The organism is Nonomuraea sp. PA05 (assembly GCF_008086045.1).
Classification (GTDB): Bacteria; Actinomycetota; Actinomycetes; order Streptosporangiales; family Streptosporangiaceae; genus Nonomuraea; species Nonomuraea monospora.
The window spans coordinates 50,334-68,426 of the sequence record NZ_VSEY01000019.1 but is presented as its reverse complement, the minus strand read 5'-3'; the positions used below and the strand labels follow the sequence as shown (position 1 = coordinate 68,426).

The following is an 18,093-nucleotide window of genomic DNA, read 5'->3' as shown; positions in this document are numbered from 1 at the left end:
GCAAACGTGACCGTGACTTACGACTACACGGGCAGGTCCGTCCTGGTGACGGGTGGCACCAGAGGGATCGGCGCGGGCATCGCCGCGGCGTTCCAGGCTGCGGGCGCCGAGGTGACCGTCTGCGCCCGCACCGAGCCCGAGCACGCCGCGGCCCGTACCGGGCCCGAACACGCCGCGGCCCGTACCGGGCCCGAGCATGTCGCGGCCCGTACCGGCGGGCCCGGGCGTGCCGCGTACCGGTTCGTGCGGGCCGACGTGCGCGACCCTGACCAGGTCGATCGGCTGATCGGCGGGCTCGGCCGGCTCGACGTGGTGGTCAACAACGCCGGCGGGTCGCCGCCCGCCCCGGTGGACGGCACCTCGCCGCGGCTGCACGCGCGCGTCATCGAGCTCAACCTGACGGCGCCGCTGCTGGTGGCGCAGCGCGCGTACCCGCTGCTCGCCGACTCCGGCGGGGCGGTGGTGATGATCGGCAGCTCCAGTGGCGCGCGGCCGTCGCCCGGCACGTCCGCGTACGGCGCCGCCAAGGCGGGGCTGCACCACCTGGCCCGCTGCCTGGCGGCGGAGTGGGCGCCGCTGGTCCGGGTCAACACGGTCGTCGTCGGCCTGGCCGCCACTCCCGACGCCGCCGCGCACTACAACGGGCGCTCCGAGCTGGACGGCAGGGCGATCCCGGCGGGGCGCATGGCCACGCCTGACGACGTGGCCCAGGCCTGTCTGTGGCTGGCCGCGCCCGGTTATGTGACGGGCGCCGAGGTGCGCGTGGACGGCGGCGGCGAGATCCCCGCCTGGCGGCACTTGATCTCCTGAACGGCCGTCACCGAAACGCCGCGCGGCCCGTCACCGCGGTTCCGTGCGGCCGTCACCGAAACGCCGCGCGGCCCGTCACCGCGGTTCCGTGCGGCCGTCACCGAAACGCCGCGCGGCCCGTCACCGCAGTTCCGTGCGGCCGTCACCGCAGGGCTGAGCGGGCCGTCGGTTGCAGGCGCAGTCGTTCGGTGGGCGCGGTGAAGCGGTGCTCCAGCATCGGCAGGTCCACCTCCCGTTCCTCCTCCGCCGTCTCGAACCGGGCGAACCACACGAAAACCTGCACCCCGGTCCTCACGGGCAGTCGCGGAAAGGTGTTCTCCGCGTCCTCGGTCTCCAGGCAGGCGACCGGCGCGACGCTCGCCTCGGCGAGCGCGGGCCTGGCCTTCCGGTGGAAGAGTTCGGCGAAGTCGTCCCCCTCAACGTGGTAGATGGTCGCTACGTAGAGTGACGACGGCGGGGTGGCCCCGACCGGCGGACGCTCCTGCGAGGGGAAGTCCGGCCCCGCCGGGCGCAGCAGCAGCACGTCATCGGAGTCGATCATGGTGGCGTTGGCCGCGTCGCGGTTGGCCTGCCACACGGGCCCGCCGTAGAAGGCCTCCAGTGCCGCCTTCCTGCTCGCCATGTCGGGGAAGGCGCGCAGCCAGGGGAAGGTGTCCGGCTCGCCGACCTCGCGAAAGCTTCCGGTGACGCGCATCCCGGCGGCTTCCTGCGTCTCGATGAACTCCCGCTCGAACAGCGAGATCAGCGTGTCCCGGCGGCCCGGCAGCAAGGTGTAGCGCCGTAGTTCGTGGATCATGCGGCGACGGTAGGGGCGGGTCACTGACACCTCCTGTCAGCGTAAGCTCCGAACTATGTTCTGACTACTCACTGCTACCAATTGACCACGAGAGGTTATATGCTCGCACTGACCTTGATCCGCTGAGGTCAAAGAAGCCCCAGGGAGCGGTGGTGCGTCAGGGCCCGGCCGCCGCCATCCCGGGGAGCTTCCCCGAAGGCGAAGGAGCAGAAGTGATCAGAAAGGCGTGCGCCGTCGCGGCCGTGCTGGCGGCGGTGGCCGGTGGCGCACTACTTGCGGTTCCCGCTCACGCTGATGACGACTGGGCCGGTCCCCTGACCGGTGACACCTGGTCCGCCAACCAGAGTGGCAACAGCGACTCGTCCCAGTCGGGCAACAACTTCGGTGACGTCCTCGGCCGCAACCACGGCGAGGGTTACTCGACCAACGTCAACAACGTCAACGGCTTCACCACGACCGCCACCAACGGCGGCATCGCGGTGACGTACGTCTTCGACTGACCGGCTGACGTCCGAGCACAGCATTCGGAAAGGACATCGACATGATGAAGAAGCTCTGCATGACCGGTATCGTCGTCGCCGCCGCGGCGGGCGTGACCTTGCTGTCGGCCCCCGCCCACGCCGACACGAACGCCGGCAACTCCAGCTCCAACAGGGACTCCTCGCAGTCGGGCAACAACTTCGGCAACGTGCTAAACGCCAACGTCAACGGCCACGGCGCGACCGGGGTCAACAACGTCAACGGCAACTCCGTGACCGGCACCAACGGCAGTGACGTGGTCGTCGACGACGTGCACGACTAAACGCGTCCCGGTTGACCGGGCGGGCGTGCGGCGCCGCTGAACGCCGGAGTGCGGTGCGCTGCGGCGCCGAATGCCGGAGTGCGGCGGGTTGCGGCACTGCTGAACGCCGGAGTGCGGTGCGCTGCGGCGCCGCTAAACGCCGGCGCGCGGTGCGCTGCGGCACCACTGAACGCCGGCGCGCGGCGCGCCCGTGATCGCGTGCGAGCCGGGTCCGAAACGGCCCGGCTCGCGCCCCATTAACATCTCTATGTGACTTTTTGTGCCTATGTGACCAGTGCTGATGCCGACACCGACGACGAGCGCGAGCCGATGCTCGCCGCCTGGCGGGAGGCCGGCATCGAGGGGTGCGTCGAGCGCTGGGACGACGCGGCCGTCGACTGGAGCTCCTACGACGTCGTGGTCGTCCGCTCCGTCTGGGACTACGTCCTGCGGCGCGCGGAGTTCCTCGCCTGGGCGCGCCGCGTGCAGTCCGTCACGAGGCTGCTGAACCCGTACGCCGTGCTCGAATCCAACACCGACAAGACGTACCTGCGTGACCTGGGCGTGCCGATCGTGCCCACCCACTGGTCCGCGCGGGAGCTGCCCGACTGGCCCGAGTACGTCGTCAAGCCGTCCGTCTCCGGCGGCGCCCGCGACACCACCCGCACCGCCGACCGCGCCGAGGCCGCACGACTGGCGGCGGAGTTGGAGGCCGCGGGTCGCACGCCGATGGTGCAGCCGTACCTCGACATGGTCGAGTCGGAGGGCGAGACCTCGCTGCTGTACTTCGGCGGCCGTCTCAGCCACGCCGTCCGCCGCAGCGCCATGCTCGCCGCGGGGGCGACGGACGCCGACAACGCGCGGGCGCAGCTCCGCACCCCAGCCCCGGACCAGGTCGAACTAGCCGAGAAGGTGCTCACCGCCATACCCCATGTCCTTCTCTACGCCAGGATCGACCTGGTCCGGCTTCCCGGCGGCGAGCCCGCCGTCATCGAGGCGGAGCTGACCGAGCCGTACCTCTTCCTGAACTACGACCCGGCGGCGCCGGCGCGGTTCGCCGCCGCGCTGCGCGAGCTGATCTGATCCGGGCTGATCTGACCCGGGCTGATCTGATCAGCAGGAGATCCCGCCGTCCACCGGGATGACCGTGCCGGTGAGGTACGCCCCCGCCCGCGACGACAGGAAGATCGCGGCGCCCGCCATGTCGTCGGGCCTGCCGATGCGGCCCAGCGGCACGTTGCCCGCGATGACCTCCCGCGTGCCGGGGTCGTCGAGCGCGAAGGCCATCATCTTCGAGTCGAACGGCCCGGGGGCGATGGCGTTGACCGTGATGTGCTCCTTGGCCAGACGCTTGGCCAGGTGCCGGGTGAGCATGTGCACGGCGGACTTCGTCGAGGAGTAGGCGAAGCTCTCCAGTGCGGGCACCTTGATGCCGTCGATCGACCCCACGTTGATCACGCGGGCCGGGTCGTCCGCGCCGGCCGCCTCCCTCAGCCGCGGCAGGAACCGCTGGGTCAGGTAGAAGACGCCCTTGACGTTGATGTTCCACAGCTTGTCGAAGGCGTGCTCCGGATATTCCTCCAGCGGGGCGCCCCAGGTCGCGCCCGCGTTGTTCACCAGCACGTGCACGGGGCCGTCCACCGCCGACACCAGCCGCTCCAGCCCCTCGGGCGTGGACAGGTCGGCGGGAACGGCGAAGCAGCCCAGCTCGGCGGCCGTCTTCTCGACCTCGGCCGTCTTGCGGGCGGAGATGTAGACGGTCGCCCCCGCCTCCACGAACCCGGCGGCGATCATGCGCCCGATGCCGCGCGACCCACCCGTGACGACGACGGTCTTGCCTTCCACTGAGAACAGAGTCATGTTCTGGAAGCATGCCATACCGACTGGTCGGTCGCCATCTCTCAGACGCCCGGCAGCCGCCCGTTGCGGAACAGGTCCACGAAGCGCTGGTGATCGTCCCTGGCCTGCGCCCCGTACCGGTGGGCGAAGTCCACCAGCGTCCCGACGAAGCCCGCCCTGTCCCCGCCGATCACCCCCACGATCGCCTCCTCCGTCGAGAAGTCCACGAGATCGTGGCTGGACTCGTCGTCGGCCACCGAGTGCATCCGCGCCACCGCCCGCCCCAGATCCTGGATGATCGAGCGCAGCTCGTCCGGCTCGTTGACGTCGTCCCAGTCCAGGTCGGCCGAGTACGGCGACACCTCCGCCACGAGCTGCCCCACCCCGTGCAGCGTCGTGTAGCCCAGCCAAGGGTCGGCGTAGGCCTGCAGCGCCCGCTGCGACTCGGCCGTGCGATGCCCCTGGTGCCGGAAGTAGGACGCCACCTTCTCGTCGGTGACGTGCCGCGCCACCGCCGGCACCGCCGCCTGCTTCATGTACAGGACGACGTCGTTCTCCAGCGCCTGCGAACGCCCTTCGAGCAGCAGGTTGTACGACGGCAGCCCCGCCGACCCGATCCCCACGCCCTTGCGCAGCGCCACGTCCTTGATCACGTGCTCGACGGGGCTGACCGTCACGGGCAGCGTGGTCAGGTAGTCGGCGAACGCGTCCAGCACCGACTGCCGCGTCGCCGCGTCCACCGGCTCGCGCCCCTCCATGAGCGCGAAACGCCGGTCGTAGTCGTCGATCACGGTCTCGGCGTCGAGCAGGGCCACCCGGGTGCTCAGCCGGGCGCGCTGGAGCACCCGGTGCAGCGTCCCGCTGGTGGTGGCCAGCGTCAGCGCGCCGATCGCGTCGTCCCCGCCCGCCGCGATCGCGGCCAGCTCCACCAGGTACGCGCCGGCGAAGTCGGTCACGAGCACGCTGATCGAGTCGTCGGACAGCGCCTTGGCGTACCCGATCAGGGCCACGCTGGCCGCGAACCGCTTGAGGTCCCAGACGTACGGCCCCACGTACGCCTCGTCGAAGTCGTTGACGTTGAAGACCAGCTCGCCGGAGGCGTTCATGTACGTGCCGAAGTTCTCCGCGTGCAGGTCGCCGTGGATCCAGACCCTGCTGGTCGGGCCGTCCAGGTAGGACTCGTCGGCGTACGCGCCGACCATGTCCGCGTAGAACAGGCAGGCGCTGCCCCGGTAGAAGGCGAACGGCGAGGCCGCCATCTTCCGGAACTTGCGCCTGAACGCCGCGGGGTCGCGCTTGATCGACTCGCCGAACTCCGTCATCAGGACATCGAGCAGGAATGAGGAGCGTGTGCCCATGTTTCGGACACTAGATCCGGAATCCCCTGTCGCATACCCCGATCTTTCCCTGACAGGTGCGAGTCAGGGTTGGGCCGCGGGGCGGGCGTTCCGCGACAAAGCCCAGGCCCCGGCGCCGGCCAGAGCCACCGAGAGCGTGCCGAGCAGCGCGCACTGGACGACCGCTGTCGCCCACATCACGTCGGGCAGGCTCGTCAGCGTGGGCAACCGGATCGCCAGCAGGACCAGGCCGGCGGCCGACAACGCCAGCGACCAGGCCGGGGAGCCGCCACGCGCCAGGACGACCGCCGAGGCCGCGGCCCACGCGGGGATCGCCGCGCCGTGGTCCAGCCACAGGTAGTAGCCCATCGGCTCGGGCGCGTCCGCCGCGATGAGCAGCATCGTCAGGCCCATCAGCGCCGCGCCCGCCGCCAGCGGCGACAGCGTGAGCGGCCACGAGTGGCGGTGCGGGGTGACGTCGCTGTGGAAGCCGATCAGCAGGGCGAGCGGCGGGGCCAGGAGGAACACCAGGTTGCCCAGGTCGTGCAGTGGCGTGATGGCGGCGGATCCGTTCAGCGCGAGCGAGAGGGCGAAGCTCGTCAGCGAGGGCACGAGGCTGATCAGCGCCGCCACCTTCGCGGTGCGGACGTGGCCGCGCATGATGGTCACGAACGCGACGATCGAGCAGCCGGCCGCCGCCAGCGTGCCGATGAAGGCCAGCCGGGCGGCCGACTCCGGCGCGCCGATGAGCGCGGGCTCGGAACCGAGCAGGGCGGCGCGGACCAGGTCGGCCATGGAGAAGGCGGCCGTCGTGCCCATGCCCAGCAGCGCGAACAGCCGGACCGCTTCGCCGCGTGCCACCTGGCCGGGGGTCGCGCCGGCGGCGCCGAGGCGTACGCGGGCCGACAGGGACAGGATGCTGGCGATCTCACCCCACCTGGGGCGCGGGTCGTCCTCGTCGGGGGCGTCGCCGGACGCCTCCATGAACGCGGCCACCATCTCCTCCTCGCGGCCCGCGCGGTAGGAGGCGGGCAGCAGGCGCAGGGCCGAGCGGTAACGCCGCTCCAGCAGACCCATGCGCTCCGCCTCACCGCCGTCACGCCCGCTCGCGCGCCCGATCTCGCCACCGTCGCGCCCGCTCACGCGTCCCGCCTCGTCGGCGGCGGACCCGCGCCTGCGCTCCGGTTCGCCGCCATGGGACGCGCTCGCGTGGTCAGGCGCGTCTTCGCGGGACGCGCTCGCGTGGTCCGGCGCGTCTTCGCGGGGCGTGTTCGCGTGGCCTGGCTCGCCGTCACGAGGCCCGCTCATGCCGTCTCGCTCGTCCGATTGCTCGCTCATGCGGCGCCTCCCGCCGTCCTGGCCCGCAGGCGGGTGGTGGCCGCGGCGGCGGTGGCGGCCATCCTGGAGGCCTCCTCCTGCAACGCCGCGGCACCCTCGTCCGTCAGCCGGTAGTAGCGCCGCAACCGCCCCTGCTGCGCCTCCTCACGATCCAGCACCACCAGCCCGCCGGCCGACAGCCGGTCGAGCACCCCGTACAGCGTGCCGATCTTGAGCTGGACGCGCCCCTCGGACAGCCGATCGACCTCCTGGACGATCCCGTATCCGTGCCGGGGCTCGTCCACCAGCGCGGTGAGCGCCAGGAACATGGGCTCCGTCATATTCATGAACCCACCATATCTTGCAAGACAAGATATCGTCACGGGTGTTGCGAGGAAACGGAGACGACCTCACCGGTCATGTACGACGCGTACTCGCTCGCCAGAAAGACGATCACGTTCGCCACCTCCCAAGGCTCAGCCGACCGCCCGAACGCCTCCTTGGCCGCCAGCTCCGCCAGTAGCTCCTCACTCGTCACCTTGGCCAGGAACGGATGCACGGCCAGCGAAGGCGCCACCGCGTTCACCCGGATCCCGTGCCCGGCGGCCTCCAGGGCCACGCACCTGGTCAGCGCCATCACCCCCGCCTTGGCCGCCGCGTAGTGCGCCTGCCCGTGCTGGGCTCGCCAGCCGATCACGGAGGCGTTGTTGACGACGGCGCCGGCGCCCCTGGGGATCATCAGCCGCAGCGCCTGCCTGGTGCAGCGCATGGTGCCGTTCAGGGTGACGTCGATGACGGCGTGCCACTGCTCGTCCGTCATCTCGGCGAGCGGCGCCGTACCGCCGAGGCCCGCGTTGTTGACCAGGACGTCCAGCCGCCCGTGCGCCTGCTCCACCGCCTCGAACAGCGACTCCACCTGGGCCTGCGAGGTGACGTCGCACGGGACGGCGAGCGGTTTGACGCCCGTCAGCTCGGCGAGCGACTCGGCGGCGGCGGCCAGGCGGCGCTCGTGCTTGTCCGAGACGACGATCGTGGCGCCCTCCTCGGCGCAGCGCCTGGCCGTGGCGTAGCCGATGCCCGCCCCCGCCGCGGCCGTGACCAGCGTGACCTTGCCGTCGAGGAGGCCGTGGGCCTTGGGGTAGGGCGGTGACATGGGCGACTCCCATCAGCGGGTTCAGGCGGGGGCCGATCGGTGAGGGGCCGGTCAGCGGGGCAGGCCGAGTGTCCGTTCGGCGATGACATTGCGCTGGATCTCGCTGGACCCGGCGTAGATGGTGTCCGCCCGGCTGAACAGGTAGAGCCGCTGCAGGTCGCCGAGCTCCCCGCCGGCGTCCGCGACCAGCCCGGCCTTGCCCTGGACGGCCTGCGCCAGCTCGCCCAGCCTGCGGTGCCACTCCGACCAGTACAGCTTGGCGATCGACACCTCGGCCCCGGCGCCGGGCCGGAGCATCCGCAGCGCGTTGAGCCGCATGACACGCAGCTCCAGCCACGACCGGACGAGCCGGTCGCGCAGCACGGGATCGTCGATGGCGCCGGTTCGCTTCGCCGTGGCGACGACCGCGTCCAGCTCCCGCGCGAACCCGATCTGCTGCCCGAGCGTGGAGACGCCGCGCTCGTACCCGAGCGTGGCCATGGCGACCCGCCACCCGTCGCCGGGGGCGCCGAGGATGTTGCCCGCCGCCGTGCGCGCGCCGTCGAAGAACACCTCGTTGAACTCGGAGGTGCCGGTGAGCTGCACGATCGGCCGGACCTCGACCCCGGGCCCGCGCATGGGGACCAGCAGGTACGACAGCCCGTGATGCCGCCGCGAGCCCTCCTCCGTACGGCACAGCACGAAGCACCAGTCGGCCCACTGCGCGAACGACGTCCACACCTTCTGGCCGGTGATCACCCAGTCGCCGCCGTCGAGGCGAGCCCTGGTCTGGACGTTCGCCAGGTCGGAGCCGGCCTCCGGCTCGGAGTAGCCCTGGCACCACAGCTCCTCGCCACGCCGGATCGGCGGCAGGAAGCGGTCCTTCTGCTCGTCGGTGCCGAAGTCGAGCACGGTGGGGCCGATGAGTCCCTCGCCGATGAGGCCGAGCCGGGCGGGGGCGCCCGCTCTGGCGTACTCCTCGTGGAAGGCGACCTGGTCGTCGAGGGAGGCGGCGCGCCCGCCGTAGCGGCGCGGCCAGCCCAGGCAGGTCCAGCCGTGCGCGCCGAGGTGGCGTTCCCAGGCCCGCCGCAGCTCGTACGCCTCGTGCTCGCGCCCGGGGCCGCCCAGCCCTCTGGCGCCGGCGAACTCGCCGCTCAGGCTCTCCTCCAGCCAGGCCCGCGCCTCCTCACGAAGGCTCAACGAACCCCCCGTAGCCGCCCTGGAAGAACACCAGCGGCCCGCCTTCGGCGTGCGTGTCGAGCTGCAGCACCCGGGCCACCACGATCACGTGGTCGCCCGCCGGGTGCTCGGCCTCGATGGCGCAGTCGAGCCAGGCCAGCGCGCCTTCGAGGACCGGGTTGCCGCCGGGGGAGACCGTCCAGGAGAGGCCGGCGAACTTGTCGCCGCCCTTGGTCGCCATCTGCGCGCACACGGCCTGCTGGCTCTCGGCCAGCACGTTCACGGTGAGCGCCTTGGCACCGCGCAGCCTGGGCCAGCTCGTGCTGGTGTAGGCGACGCAGAACGCCACGAGGGGCGGCTCCAGGGAGACGGAGGTGAAGGAGTTGGCGGCCAGGCCGCACGGTTGCCCGTCCATGGGGTCGACGGCGGTGATCGCCACCACGCCGGTGGCGAACCTGCCGAGCACCTGCCGGAAACGGCGGCTGTCGAGGTGGCCGTTCTGGCTTGGGTGCGGCTGCCCCGTCGGCATGGCGGCTCCGTTGCGAATCCTGCTGCGCTGGTGGGGCGCCGGAAGGCTGCGGCAGCCGTCCGGCGCGATGAGCCGGGCAGCGTGTGTGCTCATGGTCCGCCTCCTCGGTGCGCCGACGAAGTCATCATACCAAGCGCTTGCTTGGACGGTAGGGGGAAGCGGGAAAAGGTGTCAAGTCGTACCACCGGACCTGCGTTGACAGGCCGGAAAGAGCCTGCCTACCGTGACGTATGTGCCCAAGCGCTTGCTTGAATTTCCGGATCGCACCGCCATCGCCGGCATCGGCTGGACGCCCTTCTCCAAGAACTCCGGCGTCAGCACCCTGACCCTGGCCTGCCGCGCCGTGCTCGCCGCGCTGGAGGACGCCGGGCTGACCCCGGACGAGGTGGACGGCCTGGCCACCCACCGCGTCGGCGACTCGGCCCCGCCCACCCTGGTCGCCCCCGCGCTGGGGCTGACCGACCTGTCCTGGCACCTCGACCAGTTCGGCGGCGGCAGCGTCTCCCACGCGGTCGTCGGCCAGGCCGCGCTCGCCGTAGCCGCCGGAATGGCCGAGACCGTCGTCTGCTACCGGGCCATCAACGCCCGCTCGGAGTTCCGCATGGGCGGCACCGGGCGGGGCCTGCCGGTCAGCCCCGAGGTGCAGTACCAGGCCCCCTACGGGTACGTCGCGCCGCCCCAGCAGTTCGCCATGTACGCCCGCGCCCACATGCTGCGCTACGGCACCACGGCCGAGCACTTCGGCGCCCTGGCCGTCACCCAGCGCGCCAACGCCGCCAAGAACCCGCGCGCCCTCATGCGCGACCCCATCACCCTCGACGACTACCTCGCCAGCCGGTGGATCGCCGAGCCGTTCCGCCTCCTGGACTGCTGCCTGGAGACCGACGGGGCCTGCGCCGTGGTGGTCACCACGGCCGAGCGCGCCCGTTCGCTGCGCCGCCACCCGGTGCTCGTCTCGGCCGCGGCCTGGGGCGGCGGCACCTCCCACCTGGCGTGCGACGACCCCACGGTGACGGCCGCCGCCGCCCTCGCCCCCCGTCTGTACGCGCAGGCCGGGCTCGGGCCGCCGGACATCGACGTGGCCGAGCTGTACGACTGCTTCACCTACTCGGTGATCGTGCAACTGGAGGACTACGGCTTCTGTCCCAAGGGCGAGGGCGGCCCGTACGTGGCCTCGGGCGCCACCGCCCCGGACGGCGAGCTGCCGGTCAACACGCACGGCGGCTTCCTGTCGGAGGGCTACGTGCACGGCGTCAACCACATCGCCGAGGCCGTCTCCCAGCTCAGGGGCGAGGCGGGGGACCGCCAGGTGCCGGGCGCCGAGGTGGCGCTGTCCACGGCGCAGCCCGGCTACATCCTGCCCGCCACCTCGGCGCTGATCCTGAGGAGAGCCTGATGCCCGGTTACCGTCCCGAGCCCGACCGCGACTCCGGGGAGTGGTGGGAGCGGGTCGCAAGGCGGGAGTTCGCGGTCCAGGAATGTGACGCGTGCGGCACTCTCCGGTTCCCGCCGCGGGCGTTCTGCGCGGCCTGCCGTACGGAGGGGTGGACCTGGCGGGAGGTGGCCCCGGAGGGAAAGGTTGAGAGTTGGATCGTCAGCCGTCAGCCCTTCGTTCCCGGACTCCGCGATCCATACCTAGTGGTAATGGTTCGTTTGAAGGCCGTTCCCGGCTGTCTGGTGTACGGAAACTGGCGCGCGGCGCGGCAGCCCGAGGCGGGGGAGCGGGTGAGCGGGGTGTTCACGCAGGTGGACGAGGAGTTGACCGTGCTGGACTGGATGCCGGAAAGCTTCAGCCCTCTCCACTCCGGTGAAAATCCGCCCGCTGGTTGACCTTGCTCCGGAAATTGGATTCGTACCGGAAAATCCCACCAGTCCCACCATCACGAAGCTGCCCCCGGGTTGGCCCCGCAGGGTTGATGATGTGTGGCAAGCAGGCGTCGTCGAATGGTGGCAGACGTGAGCGGTACGGAATCGGCGGGCGCGGCGGGAAGGTCGCGCGATCCGCCCCCCGGGCAGAGAAAAAGCCCCCATCGGGACGATGGAGGCGGCGGGCACTCGGCCGGTCCTCGGAGGAAAGCGCGTCCTGGCGGGCGTGGGGGACCCGCCAGGACGCGCTTCCTGCCCCGCGTGCGACGGCGCCAGGACTCCGGCGAGGGATGGAGTCCTAGACCGTTGACTCGCACACGGAGTCGATGGGGGAGCGCGAAGGTCCCTGTTGCCGGCGACGTGCGGCGATGCGTCGAGCTGCACCAACCGGGTCATCGACGCGATGCGCGACGGGGGCGCCACCCTCCTTGTTCCCGACTAAGGATCCGTCGTCGCAGCGCACGGTCAGCTCAGTCAACGCCGATGGCGCGGGCATGCCGTCGCCAAAGCTCTGGTAGGTGTGGGTGAACCCCTGGCGAGTCAACGCGTAACGCAGTAAACGTGTTGCTTCGCGGGGGTCATGCCAGGGCAGGTATGGCGTACCCGTGCGGACCGGCAACACTGGCCTTCACCCCCTCACCGGCCTTTAGATGGATTTGTACCAACGAATGGATGATGGGCCGGTGGAGGCGGTTCGGTCAAGGGGTTGTGGCCTGCTAGAACCAGATCGTCTAAATTGTTGGAACAAAAGGGGTGAAAGTGGCAAGGTCGGTGCTGTATCAGCAGGTGGCTTCGGAGTTGCGACGAGCCATCTACTCGGGTGTCCTCGGCCCCGGGGCACAGCTACCGACCGAGGCGCAGCTCATGGAAGACCATGGGGTGAGCAGGAACACGGTACGACTGGCCCTCGGCGAACTCGTCAACGAGGGTCTGGTCACGCGCACGCCGCGGCGCGGCACCGTGGTCCGGGACCGAAGGCCGCTGCTGATCTATCCGCAGCGGGAGCTGGAGCCGCAACCCAGCGGGGAGTTGCGCGAGGCGTTCGCCTACGCCGTCGCGCAGGAAGGCCGAGCCCCCAGCCAGTACATCGAGGTGCTGACGGTGTCTCCCGTCGAGGAGATCGCCAGCAGGCTGGAATTGGCCGACGGCGAATTGGCGGTGGTGAGACGCCGTCTGCGTTTCGTGGACGGACAGCCGTACAACACCAACGATTCCTACTACCCCCGCGATCTGGTTGCCGACTCCGAGATCGCCAGGCCTGGAGACATCGCGCGAGGGGCGAACCGGGTGCTGGAAGAGCTGGGGCATGCGCAAGTTCGCGTTGTGGACGACATCTGGGCCCGCATGCCCAACCAGGAGGAAGCCGAACGCCTCCAACTTGAACTCGGTACACCAGTAATGGTGTACGTCAGAGTGGGGTACGACGGGGCAGACATGCCAGTGCGTGTCGCCGTGTCGGTTTTGCCAGCCGACAAACATCTGATCAGATACGAGCTCGATCGCCGCTGACGAGCTCGTGGGTGAAGGGGTGATCCCGCCGGCCGGGCGCAGCGAGAAATAGCCGCCTCGCTGGCCTGGGGGAGTCGTGCATACTCCCCTAAATCGCCATTTATCCATATATATCGGATAAAGGCCCCATTTCGCCCCTACGCACCGTGGTGTCATCACGCTGTGCGCAGGAGCGGACACCCAAGGCAATGAAGGGTACGACTATGCACACCAACACCCTCCTGCACCCGCTCTCGCTGCGCAGAGCGGAGCCCGCGGACCTTCCCGGCGTACTGACGCTGCTCGCCGACACCGCCGAGTGGCTGCACACGCAGGGAGTGCGGCAATGGCCTCGCGGCGGGTTCGGCGCCGAGCGGATCGAGCCGCTCATCGAGGAACGCGTGCTGTTCCTCCTGGACGACGAGCTCAGATATCTGGACCCCGACGAGTCGGCTCCGCCGGTGGCCACCATCGCCCTCGACGATCACGCGGACGCGGAGTTCTGGACCCCGGCCGACGATCCGGGGGCGGCGCTCTACATCCACAAACTGGCCGTCGCCCGGCCGTGGTCGGGCTCCGGCCTCGGCGACGCCCTGCTCGACTGGGCCTGCACCGCAGCCTTCTCGGCGGGCCTGCCCTGGCTCCGCCTCGACTGCGCCAAGGCCAACCCGCGGCTGCAGGGCTACTACCGCGACCGCGGCTTCCGGCACGTCCGCACGGTGGACCTGCCGCACAGGTCGTCAGGGGCGCTGTTCCAGCGGCAGTCGGAGGACGTGCCGATCACGGTCTTCCGTGATCTCACGCTCGCCGAGCTGATCAGCGCCTAGATCGGGTGCGGACAAGGCCCGGCCCCACCGCGGGGCCGGGCCTTGTCCCGGCGTGCGCGGGGAAGGTCAACGATGGGCCCGGGTTTCCCCGTGGTTGCACCAGTGATCGTTCCCGTGACCGCCGTCCAGGGCAGGATGCCCAGCGATGCAGGATGTGGCCGGGGAGAAGGCGTTCTCGTGGCGGCAGCGCGCGCTGGCGTACATCGCGGAGCTGCAGAGCCAGCTTGACGGCTACGGCGACGGATCCGCGCAGGCCAGGGGCGCGCAGCGGCACCTCGACGCGGCCCGTGAGGCCGCGGCGGGCCGGGCGAGCCTGCGGGGAGCCTGGTCAGGCCTCGCTGTGGACCGCACCTGGGCGAACATCAACAAGGTGGAGGTCGCCCTGCTCAAGCTGCTGCCCGAGGCGGAGCTTCCCTGGTGGGGCAGCGACGTGCTCGCGCGGGCGTTGCAGCATTTGGGCCCGCAGGACCCGCGCCGGGCCAAGCTGGAGGAGCATCTCGGCGGCCAGGACGGCAAGCTGGCGCCGCAGGACCGCACGCTGGCGGTGATCACGCTGCAGGCGGCCAACATCGCCGCCCAGCAGGAGAAGGTGCGGCTGCGCAGCTTCCGCAACACCATCCTGATCTCCACCTTCGTGCTGGCCCTCGTCGCCGTGTCGCTGCTCGTGGTGGGCGCCTTCCACCCGCATGCGCTCAACCTCTGCTTCGACGATCCCAAGGCCGGGCCCGCGTGCCCCATCGGGTCCGTCCCGACCACCTGGGACGTCGCCATCGTGGAGCTCGTCGGCCTGTCCGCCGCCTCGCTGGTGGGCGCGATCGGCCTGCGCCGCATCCACGGGACCTCGGCCCCCTACACCCTGCCCGTCGTGCTGGCGCTGCTGAAGCTCCCGGCGGGCGCGGTGTCGGCGGTCATCGGCCTGATGCTGATCCAGGCGCGCTTCGTCCCGGGGCTGAGCGATCTCGACACCCGCGCGCAGATCCTCGGCTGGGCGGCGGTCTTCGGGGCCGCGCAGCAGCTCATCACCCGGCTGGTGGACGAGCAGGGCCAGACGGTGCTCAGCAACGTGCGGGACGCCTCGCGCGGCGTGGGCACGGCCGCCGAGCCCCGATGCCCTGACTGACCAGGGAGAATAGCTCTTCTTCCAAGAATGGGCAGCGCTGGGGGAAAGGGGCGCATCGTCCGGTCGGGCGAGGGAATAGCGGCCAGAGATTCCGCGCCGCACCTGCACCGGCCCGGCGCGGCGGCCGCATTCTCGGGGGAGTTCACATGGCCAAGCAGCAGGAAGGCGTCGCCGGCGGCCCACCGGTGGCGCGCGAACCCGCCACGGCCGAGCAGTATGAGCGTTACGCCGGGGGCTCACCCGAGAGGGAACGGGTGATCCTGGAGCGGCTCGCCCACGACCTCATGCGCGTCCAGCTGAAGATCAAGGAGCGCGGCGGCGCGTCCGCGATCGACCGGGCCTTTCACGCCAAGGCGATCCTCGGTGTCGAGAACGCCAGGCTGCGGTTCCACCCCTCGCTGCCCGAGGAGCTGCGGACCGGATTCGCCCAGCCCGGCGCCGAATACCCGGTCATCGTCCGCCTGTCGAACGCGAGCGGCGTACGCCAGCCCGACCACGCCCCCGACCTGCGTGGCGCGGCCCTGCGGATCCAGGTGGGGGAGGGGGAGACCCACGACCTCCTGATGACCAACCATCCGGTCTCCCACGCCCGCAACGCCCGCGAGTTCGTGGTGTTCGCGCAGGTCATGGCGGGTGCGATCACCACATTGCGCAAGGCCGTCGCGCTGTACGTGAAGCTGCCGTGGGCCCTGGGCTGGTCCGTCGCCGCCCGCATGCGGCGCAACGTGCTCGCCGGAACCCGGCGCGAGGTGCTCAGCCTCGCCCTGGAGACGTACTGGAGCCGGGGCTCCATCCTCTGGGGCGAGGCCGGCCCGGTGCGCTACCGCCTGCGGCCCGCCACGGTGTCCCCGGCGGTGCCCGCTCCGCCGCCGGAGGACCCCGACTACCTGGCGCACGAGCTCGCGGCCCGGCTGGCCAGGCAGGACGTCGTCTTCGAGCTGTGCGTCCAGCGCTACGAGGACCCCCGGGTCACTCCCGTCGAGGACGGCGCCGCCGACTGGCCGGACGCGGACGTGCCCGTCGTCCCCGTGGCCACGCTGACGATCCCGCGCCAGGACGTGGGCGCCGCCGGGGCGCGCGCCGCCGCGGCCCGCATCGACCGGCTCGCCTTCGACCCGTGGAACACCACCGACGCCTTCCGCCCCCTCGGCAACCTGAATCGCGCCCGCAAGGCCGCCTACGAGGCCGGCAGCGCTCACCGCCTGGGACGCCGCTTCGTCACGCCGACGCCGAGACGCAACCTCGTCGTCGGCGCGCTGCTGCGCGGCACGTTCGGCGTCGTCAACCGCCACATCCCCTGGCACCGGCTGCCGACCTGGATCGGCCTGCTCAACGTCGCGACCATCCGGCAGGTGCTGCGCCGCGACAACCTGATCGACACCGAGGTGCGGCGGGGCCCGCCCCAGACGCATCCGGTGCCCACGCCGCCCGACGACAGCCTGCTCGTCAGGCGCACCTACGACGGCACCTGCAACGACCTGTCCGCCCCCGCCATGGGGGCGCTCGGCGCGCCCTTCGGCCGCAACCTCCCGCCCGTCTACCGGCCGGACCTGTTCGACGAGCCGAATCCGGTGGTCGTCAGCAGGGAGCTGCTGCACCGCGACACCTTCCTCCCTGCACGGTCGCTGAACGTGATCGCCGCCGCCTGGATCCAGTTCCAGGTGCACGACTGGGTGGACCACAAGCGCTGCCCGCCCGGGGCGGCGAGCGTCGAGGTGCCGCTCCCGTACGGCATGACATGGACCAACACCCCGGGAGGCGCGCCCGAGAGCGTGATGCGCTTCGCCGAGAACGAGGACCTGCGCCCGGCCGGCGGCACGGGGCCGCCGATCCTGTCCGCCAACGCGGCCTCCCACTGGTGGGACGGCTCCGAGGTCTACGGCGGAGACGAGAGCGTCGCGAGATCCCTGCGCGAGCCGGACGGCGGCGCGTCGCTGCGCCTGGAGGACGGCCACCTGGTGCCCGGCCCTGACGGCATCCCGATCACCGGGTTCCGCGACAACTGGTGGCTCGGGCTCAGCGTCATGCACACGCTCTTCGCCCGGGAGCACAACGCCGTGTGCCGGGCGCTGCGCGAGGAGTACCCCGGCATGGCAGAGGAGGCGGTCTACCACACGGCCAGGCTCGTCGTCTCGGCCCTCATCGCCAAGATCCACACTGTGGAGTGGACGCCCGCCATCCTGGCCACCGAGCTGATCGACATCGGGCTGAAGGCCAACTGGCAGGGGCCGCCGAAGAGCTGGCTCACGCACCTCGGGCTGTGGCTGGCCGACGCGCACGCGCTCACCGGCATCCCGGGGACCCTGCCCGACCATCACGGCGCGCCGTACTCGCTCACCGAGGACTTCGTCACCGTCTACCGCATGCACCCGCTGATCCCGGACGACTACCAGCTCGCCGACCACCGCAGCGGACGGCCGCTGGAGACCCTCGGCTTCGCCGGCGTGCAGGGCGCCGCCACCGAGCCGGTCATGCGCCGGACGGGCCTGGCGAACTCGCTGTACTCGCTCGGCATCGCCCATCCAGGGGCCATCACGCTGCGCAACTTCCCGCGGGCGCTGCAGGCGTTCGAGCGGGACGGCGAGATCATCGACCTGTCCGTGGTCGACCTGGTCCGCACCCGCCGCCGCGCCGTGCCGCGTTACAACGACTTCCGCGCGGGCCTGCACCGGCCGCGCCTGCGGCGCTTCGAGGATCTCACCACCGATCCGGACCTGCTGGCCAGGCTGCGGGACGTCTACCGCTCGGTGGACGACATCGACACGATGGTCGGGCTCTTCGCGGAGAACCCGCCCGAACGCTTCGGCTTCAGTGACACGGCGTTCCGCATCTTCATCCTCATGGCCAGCCGGCGGTTGCAGAGCGACCGCTTCCTCACCGTCGACTTCAGGCCCGAGATCTACACCCCGCTGGGGATGGACTGGATCGCCCGCAACGGCATGACGAGCGTCATCCTGCGGCACTGCCCGGAACTGGCGGCGGTCCTGCCCAGGACCACGAGCGCCTTCGCGCCGTGGCACCCGGCCAGGCCCGAGGCGAACACCGGCACCACGCACGACTGAAAGCGAGCCC

General features: G+C 71.1%; 18 protein-coding genes. 10 read left to right on the top strand and 8 right to left on the bottom strand.

Annotated features, from left to right (window positions below; genetic code table 11):
- Positions 1-6: 6 nt before the first annotated feature.
- On the top strand, positions 7-810 hold the full coding sequence (locus FXF51_RS28380) for an SDR family oxidoreductase (RefSeq protein WP_148437731.1): 804 nt from the start codon (positions 7-9) through the stop codon (positions 808-810).
- A gap of 142 nt (positions 811-952) precedes the next feature.
- On the opposite strand, the gene FXF51_RS28375 is transcribed toward FXF51_RS28380, so the two are convergent.
- The gene (locus tag FXF51_RS28375; protein WP_148437730.1) at positions 953-1,606 is read right to left on the bottom strand and encodes an NIPSNAP family protein; all 654 of its coding nucleotides are present in this window, start codon (positions 1,604-1,606) and stop codon (positions 953-955) included.
- A gap of 212 nt (positions 1,607-1,818) precedes the next feature.
- Between FXF51_RS28375 and FXF51_RS28370 the strand changes: the two genes are divergently transcribed.
- From FXF51_RS28370 to FXF51_RS28355, 3 genes are all read left to right on the top strand, one after another.
- Positions 1,819-2,106 (top strand): hypothetical protein, encoded by a 288-nt coding sequence (locus tag FXF51_RS28370; protein ID WP_148437729.1) that lies wholly within the window; start codon positions 1,819-1,821, stop codon positions 2,104-2,106.
- 59 nt (positions 2,107-2,165) lie between these two features.
- A complete protein-coding gene (locus tag FXF51_RS28365; RefSeq protein ID WP_148437728.1) occupies positions 2,166-2,408 on the top strand; it encodes a hypothetical protein in 243 nt (80 codons plus the stop codon).
- A 267-nt stretch (positions 2,409-2,675) separates the two neighbouring features.
- Positions 2,676-3,470: a RimK family alpha-L-glutamate ligase gene (locus FXF51_RS28355; RefSeq protein ID WP_262379896.1), complete on the top strand. Its 795-nt coding sequence runs from the start codon at positions 2,676-2,678 to the stop codon at positions 3,468-3,470.
- Positions 3,471-3,500: 30 nt separating this feature from the next.
- Here FXF51_RS28355 and FXF51_RS28350 read toward each other — a convergent pair whose 3' ends face one another.
- From FXF51_RS28350 to FXF51_RS28320, 7 genes are all read right to left on the bottom strand, one after another.
- On the bottom strand, positions 3,501-4,247 hold the full coding sequence (locus FXF51_RS28350; RefSeq protein ID WP_148437726.1) for an SDR family oxidoreductase: 747 nt from the start codon (positions 4,245-4,247) through the stop codon (positions 3,501-3,503).
- Positions 4,248-4,288: 41 nt separating this feature from the next.
- The gene (locus tag FXF51_RS28345; RefSeq protein ID WP_148437725.1) at positions 4,289-5,584 is read right to left on the bottom strand and encodes a DUF2252 domain-containing protein; all 1,296 of its coding nucleotides are present in this window, start codon (positions 5,582-5,584) and stop codon (positions 4,289-4,291) included.
- Between the two features lie 63 nt (positions 5,585-5,647).
- Positions 5,648-6,901, bottom strand: coding sequence for a hypothetical protein (locus FXF51_RS28340; protein WP_148437724.1), 1,254 nt, complete (start codon positions 6,899-6,901; stop codon positions 5,648-5,650).
- Positions 6,898-7,227, bottom strand: coding sequence for a PadR family transcriptional regulator (locus tag FXF51_RS28335; protein WP_262379895.1), 330 nt, complete (start codon positions 7,225-7,227; stop codon positions 6,898-6,900). The genes FXF51_RS28340 and FXF51_RS28335 overlap by 4 nt, the downstream gene beginning before the upstream one ends.
- Before the next feature lie 32 nt (positions 7,228-7,259).
- Complete coding sequence (locus FXF51_RS28330; protein ID WP_148437723.1) at positions 7,260-8,033, bottom strand: SDR family oxidoreductase; 774 nt, start codon at positions 8,031-8,033, stop codon at positions 7,260-7,262.
- 51 nt (positions 8,034-8,084) lie between these two features.
- Entirely contained in the window at positions 8,085-9,212 is a 1,128-nt protein-coding gene (locus FXF51_RS28325; RefSeq protein ID WP_148437722.1) for an acyl-CoA dehydrogenase family protein, read from the bottom strand.
- On the bottom strand, positions 9,199-9,813 hold the full coding sequence (locus FXF51_RS28320; protein ID WP_411268385.1) for a flavin reductase family protein: 615 nt from the start codon (positions 9,811-9,813) through the stop codon (positions 9,199-9,201). The genes FXF51_RS28325 and FXF51_RS28320 overlap by 14 nt, the downstream gene beginning before the upstream one ends.
- Before the next feature lie 139 nt (positions 9,814-9,952).
- Between FXF51_RS28320 and FXF51_RS28315 the strand changes: the two genes are divergently transcribed.
- The 6 genes from FXF51_RS28315 to FXF51_RS28290 all read left to right on the top strand — a co-directional run bounded on the left by FXF51_RS28315 (position 9,953) and on the right by FXF51_RS28290 (position 18,083).
- Entirely contained in the window at positions 9,953-11,116 is a 1,164-nt protein-coding gene (locus FXF51_RS28315) for a thiolase C-terminal domain-containing protein (RefSeq protein ID WP_262379894.1), read from the top strand.
- Positions 11,116-11,550, top strand: a complete 435-nt coding sequence (locus tag FXF51_RS28310) for a Zn-ribbon domain-containing OB-fold protein (RefSeq protein ID WP_148437721.1) — start codon at positions 11,116-11,118, stop codon at positions 11,548-11,550. Before FXF51_RS28315 ends, FXF51_RS28310 begins: the two co-directional genes overlap by 1 nt.
- Before the next feature lie 807 nt (positions 11,551-12,357).
- A complete protein-coding gene (locus FXF51_RS28305; RefSeq protein WP_148437720.1) occupies positions 12,358-13,095 on the top strand; it encodes a GntR family transcriptional regulator in 738 nt (245 codons plus the stop codon).
- A gap of 203 nt (positions 13,096-13,298) precedes the next feature.
- On the top strand, positions 13,299-13,901 hold the full coding sequence (locus tag FXF51_RS28300) for a GNAT family N-acetyltransferase (protein WP_148437719.1): 603 nt from the start codon (positions 13,299-13,301) through the stop codon (positions 13,899-13,901).
- A 145-nt stretch (positions 13,902-14,046) separates the two neighbouring features.
- Positions 14,047-15,021 carry a hypothetical protein gene (locus tag FXF51_RS28295; RefSeq protein ID WP_148437718.1) on the top strand — a complete coding sequence of 325 codons (975 nt, stop codon included), beginning with the start codon at positions 14,047-14,049 and terminating at the stop codon, positions 15,019-15,021.
- A 146-nt stretch (positions 15,022-15,167) separates the two neighbouring features.
- A complete protein-coding gene (locus FXF51_RS28290; protein WP_148437717.1) occupies positions 15,168-18,083 on the top strand; it encodes a peroxidase family protein in 2,916 nt (971 codons plus the stop codon).
- Positions 18,084-18,093 lie beyond the last annotated feature (10 nt).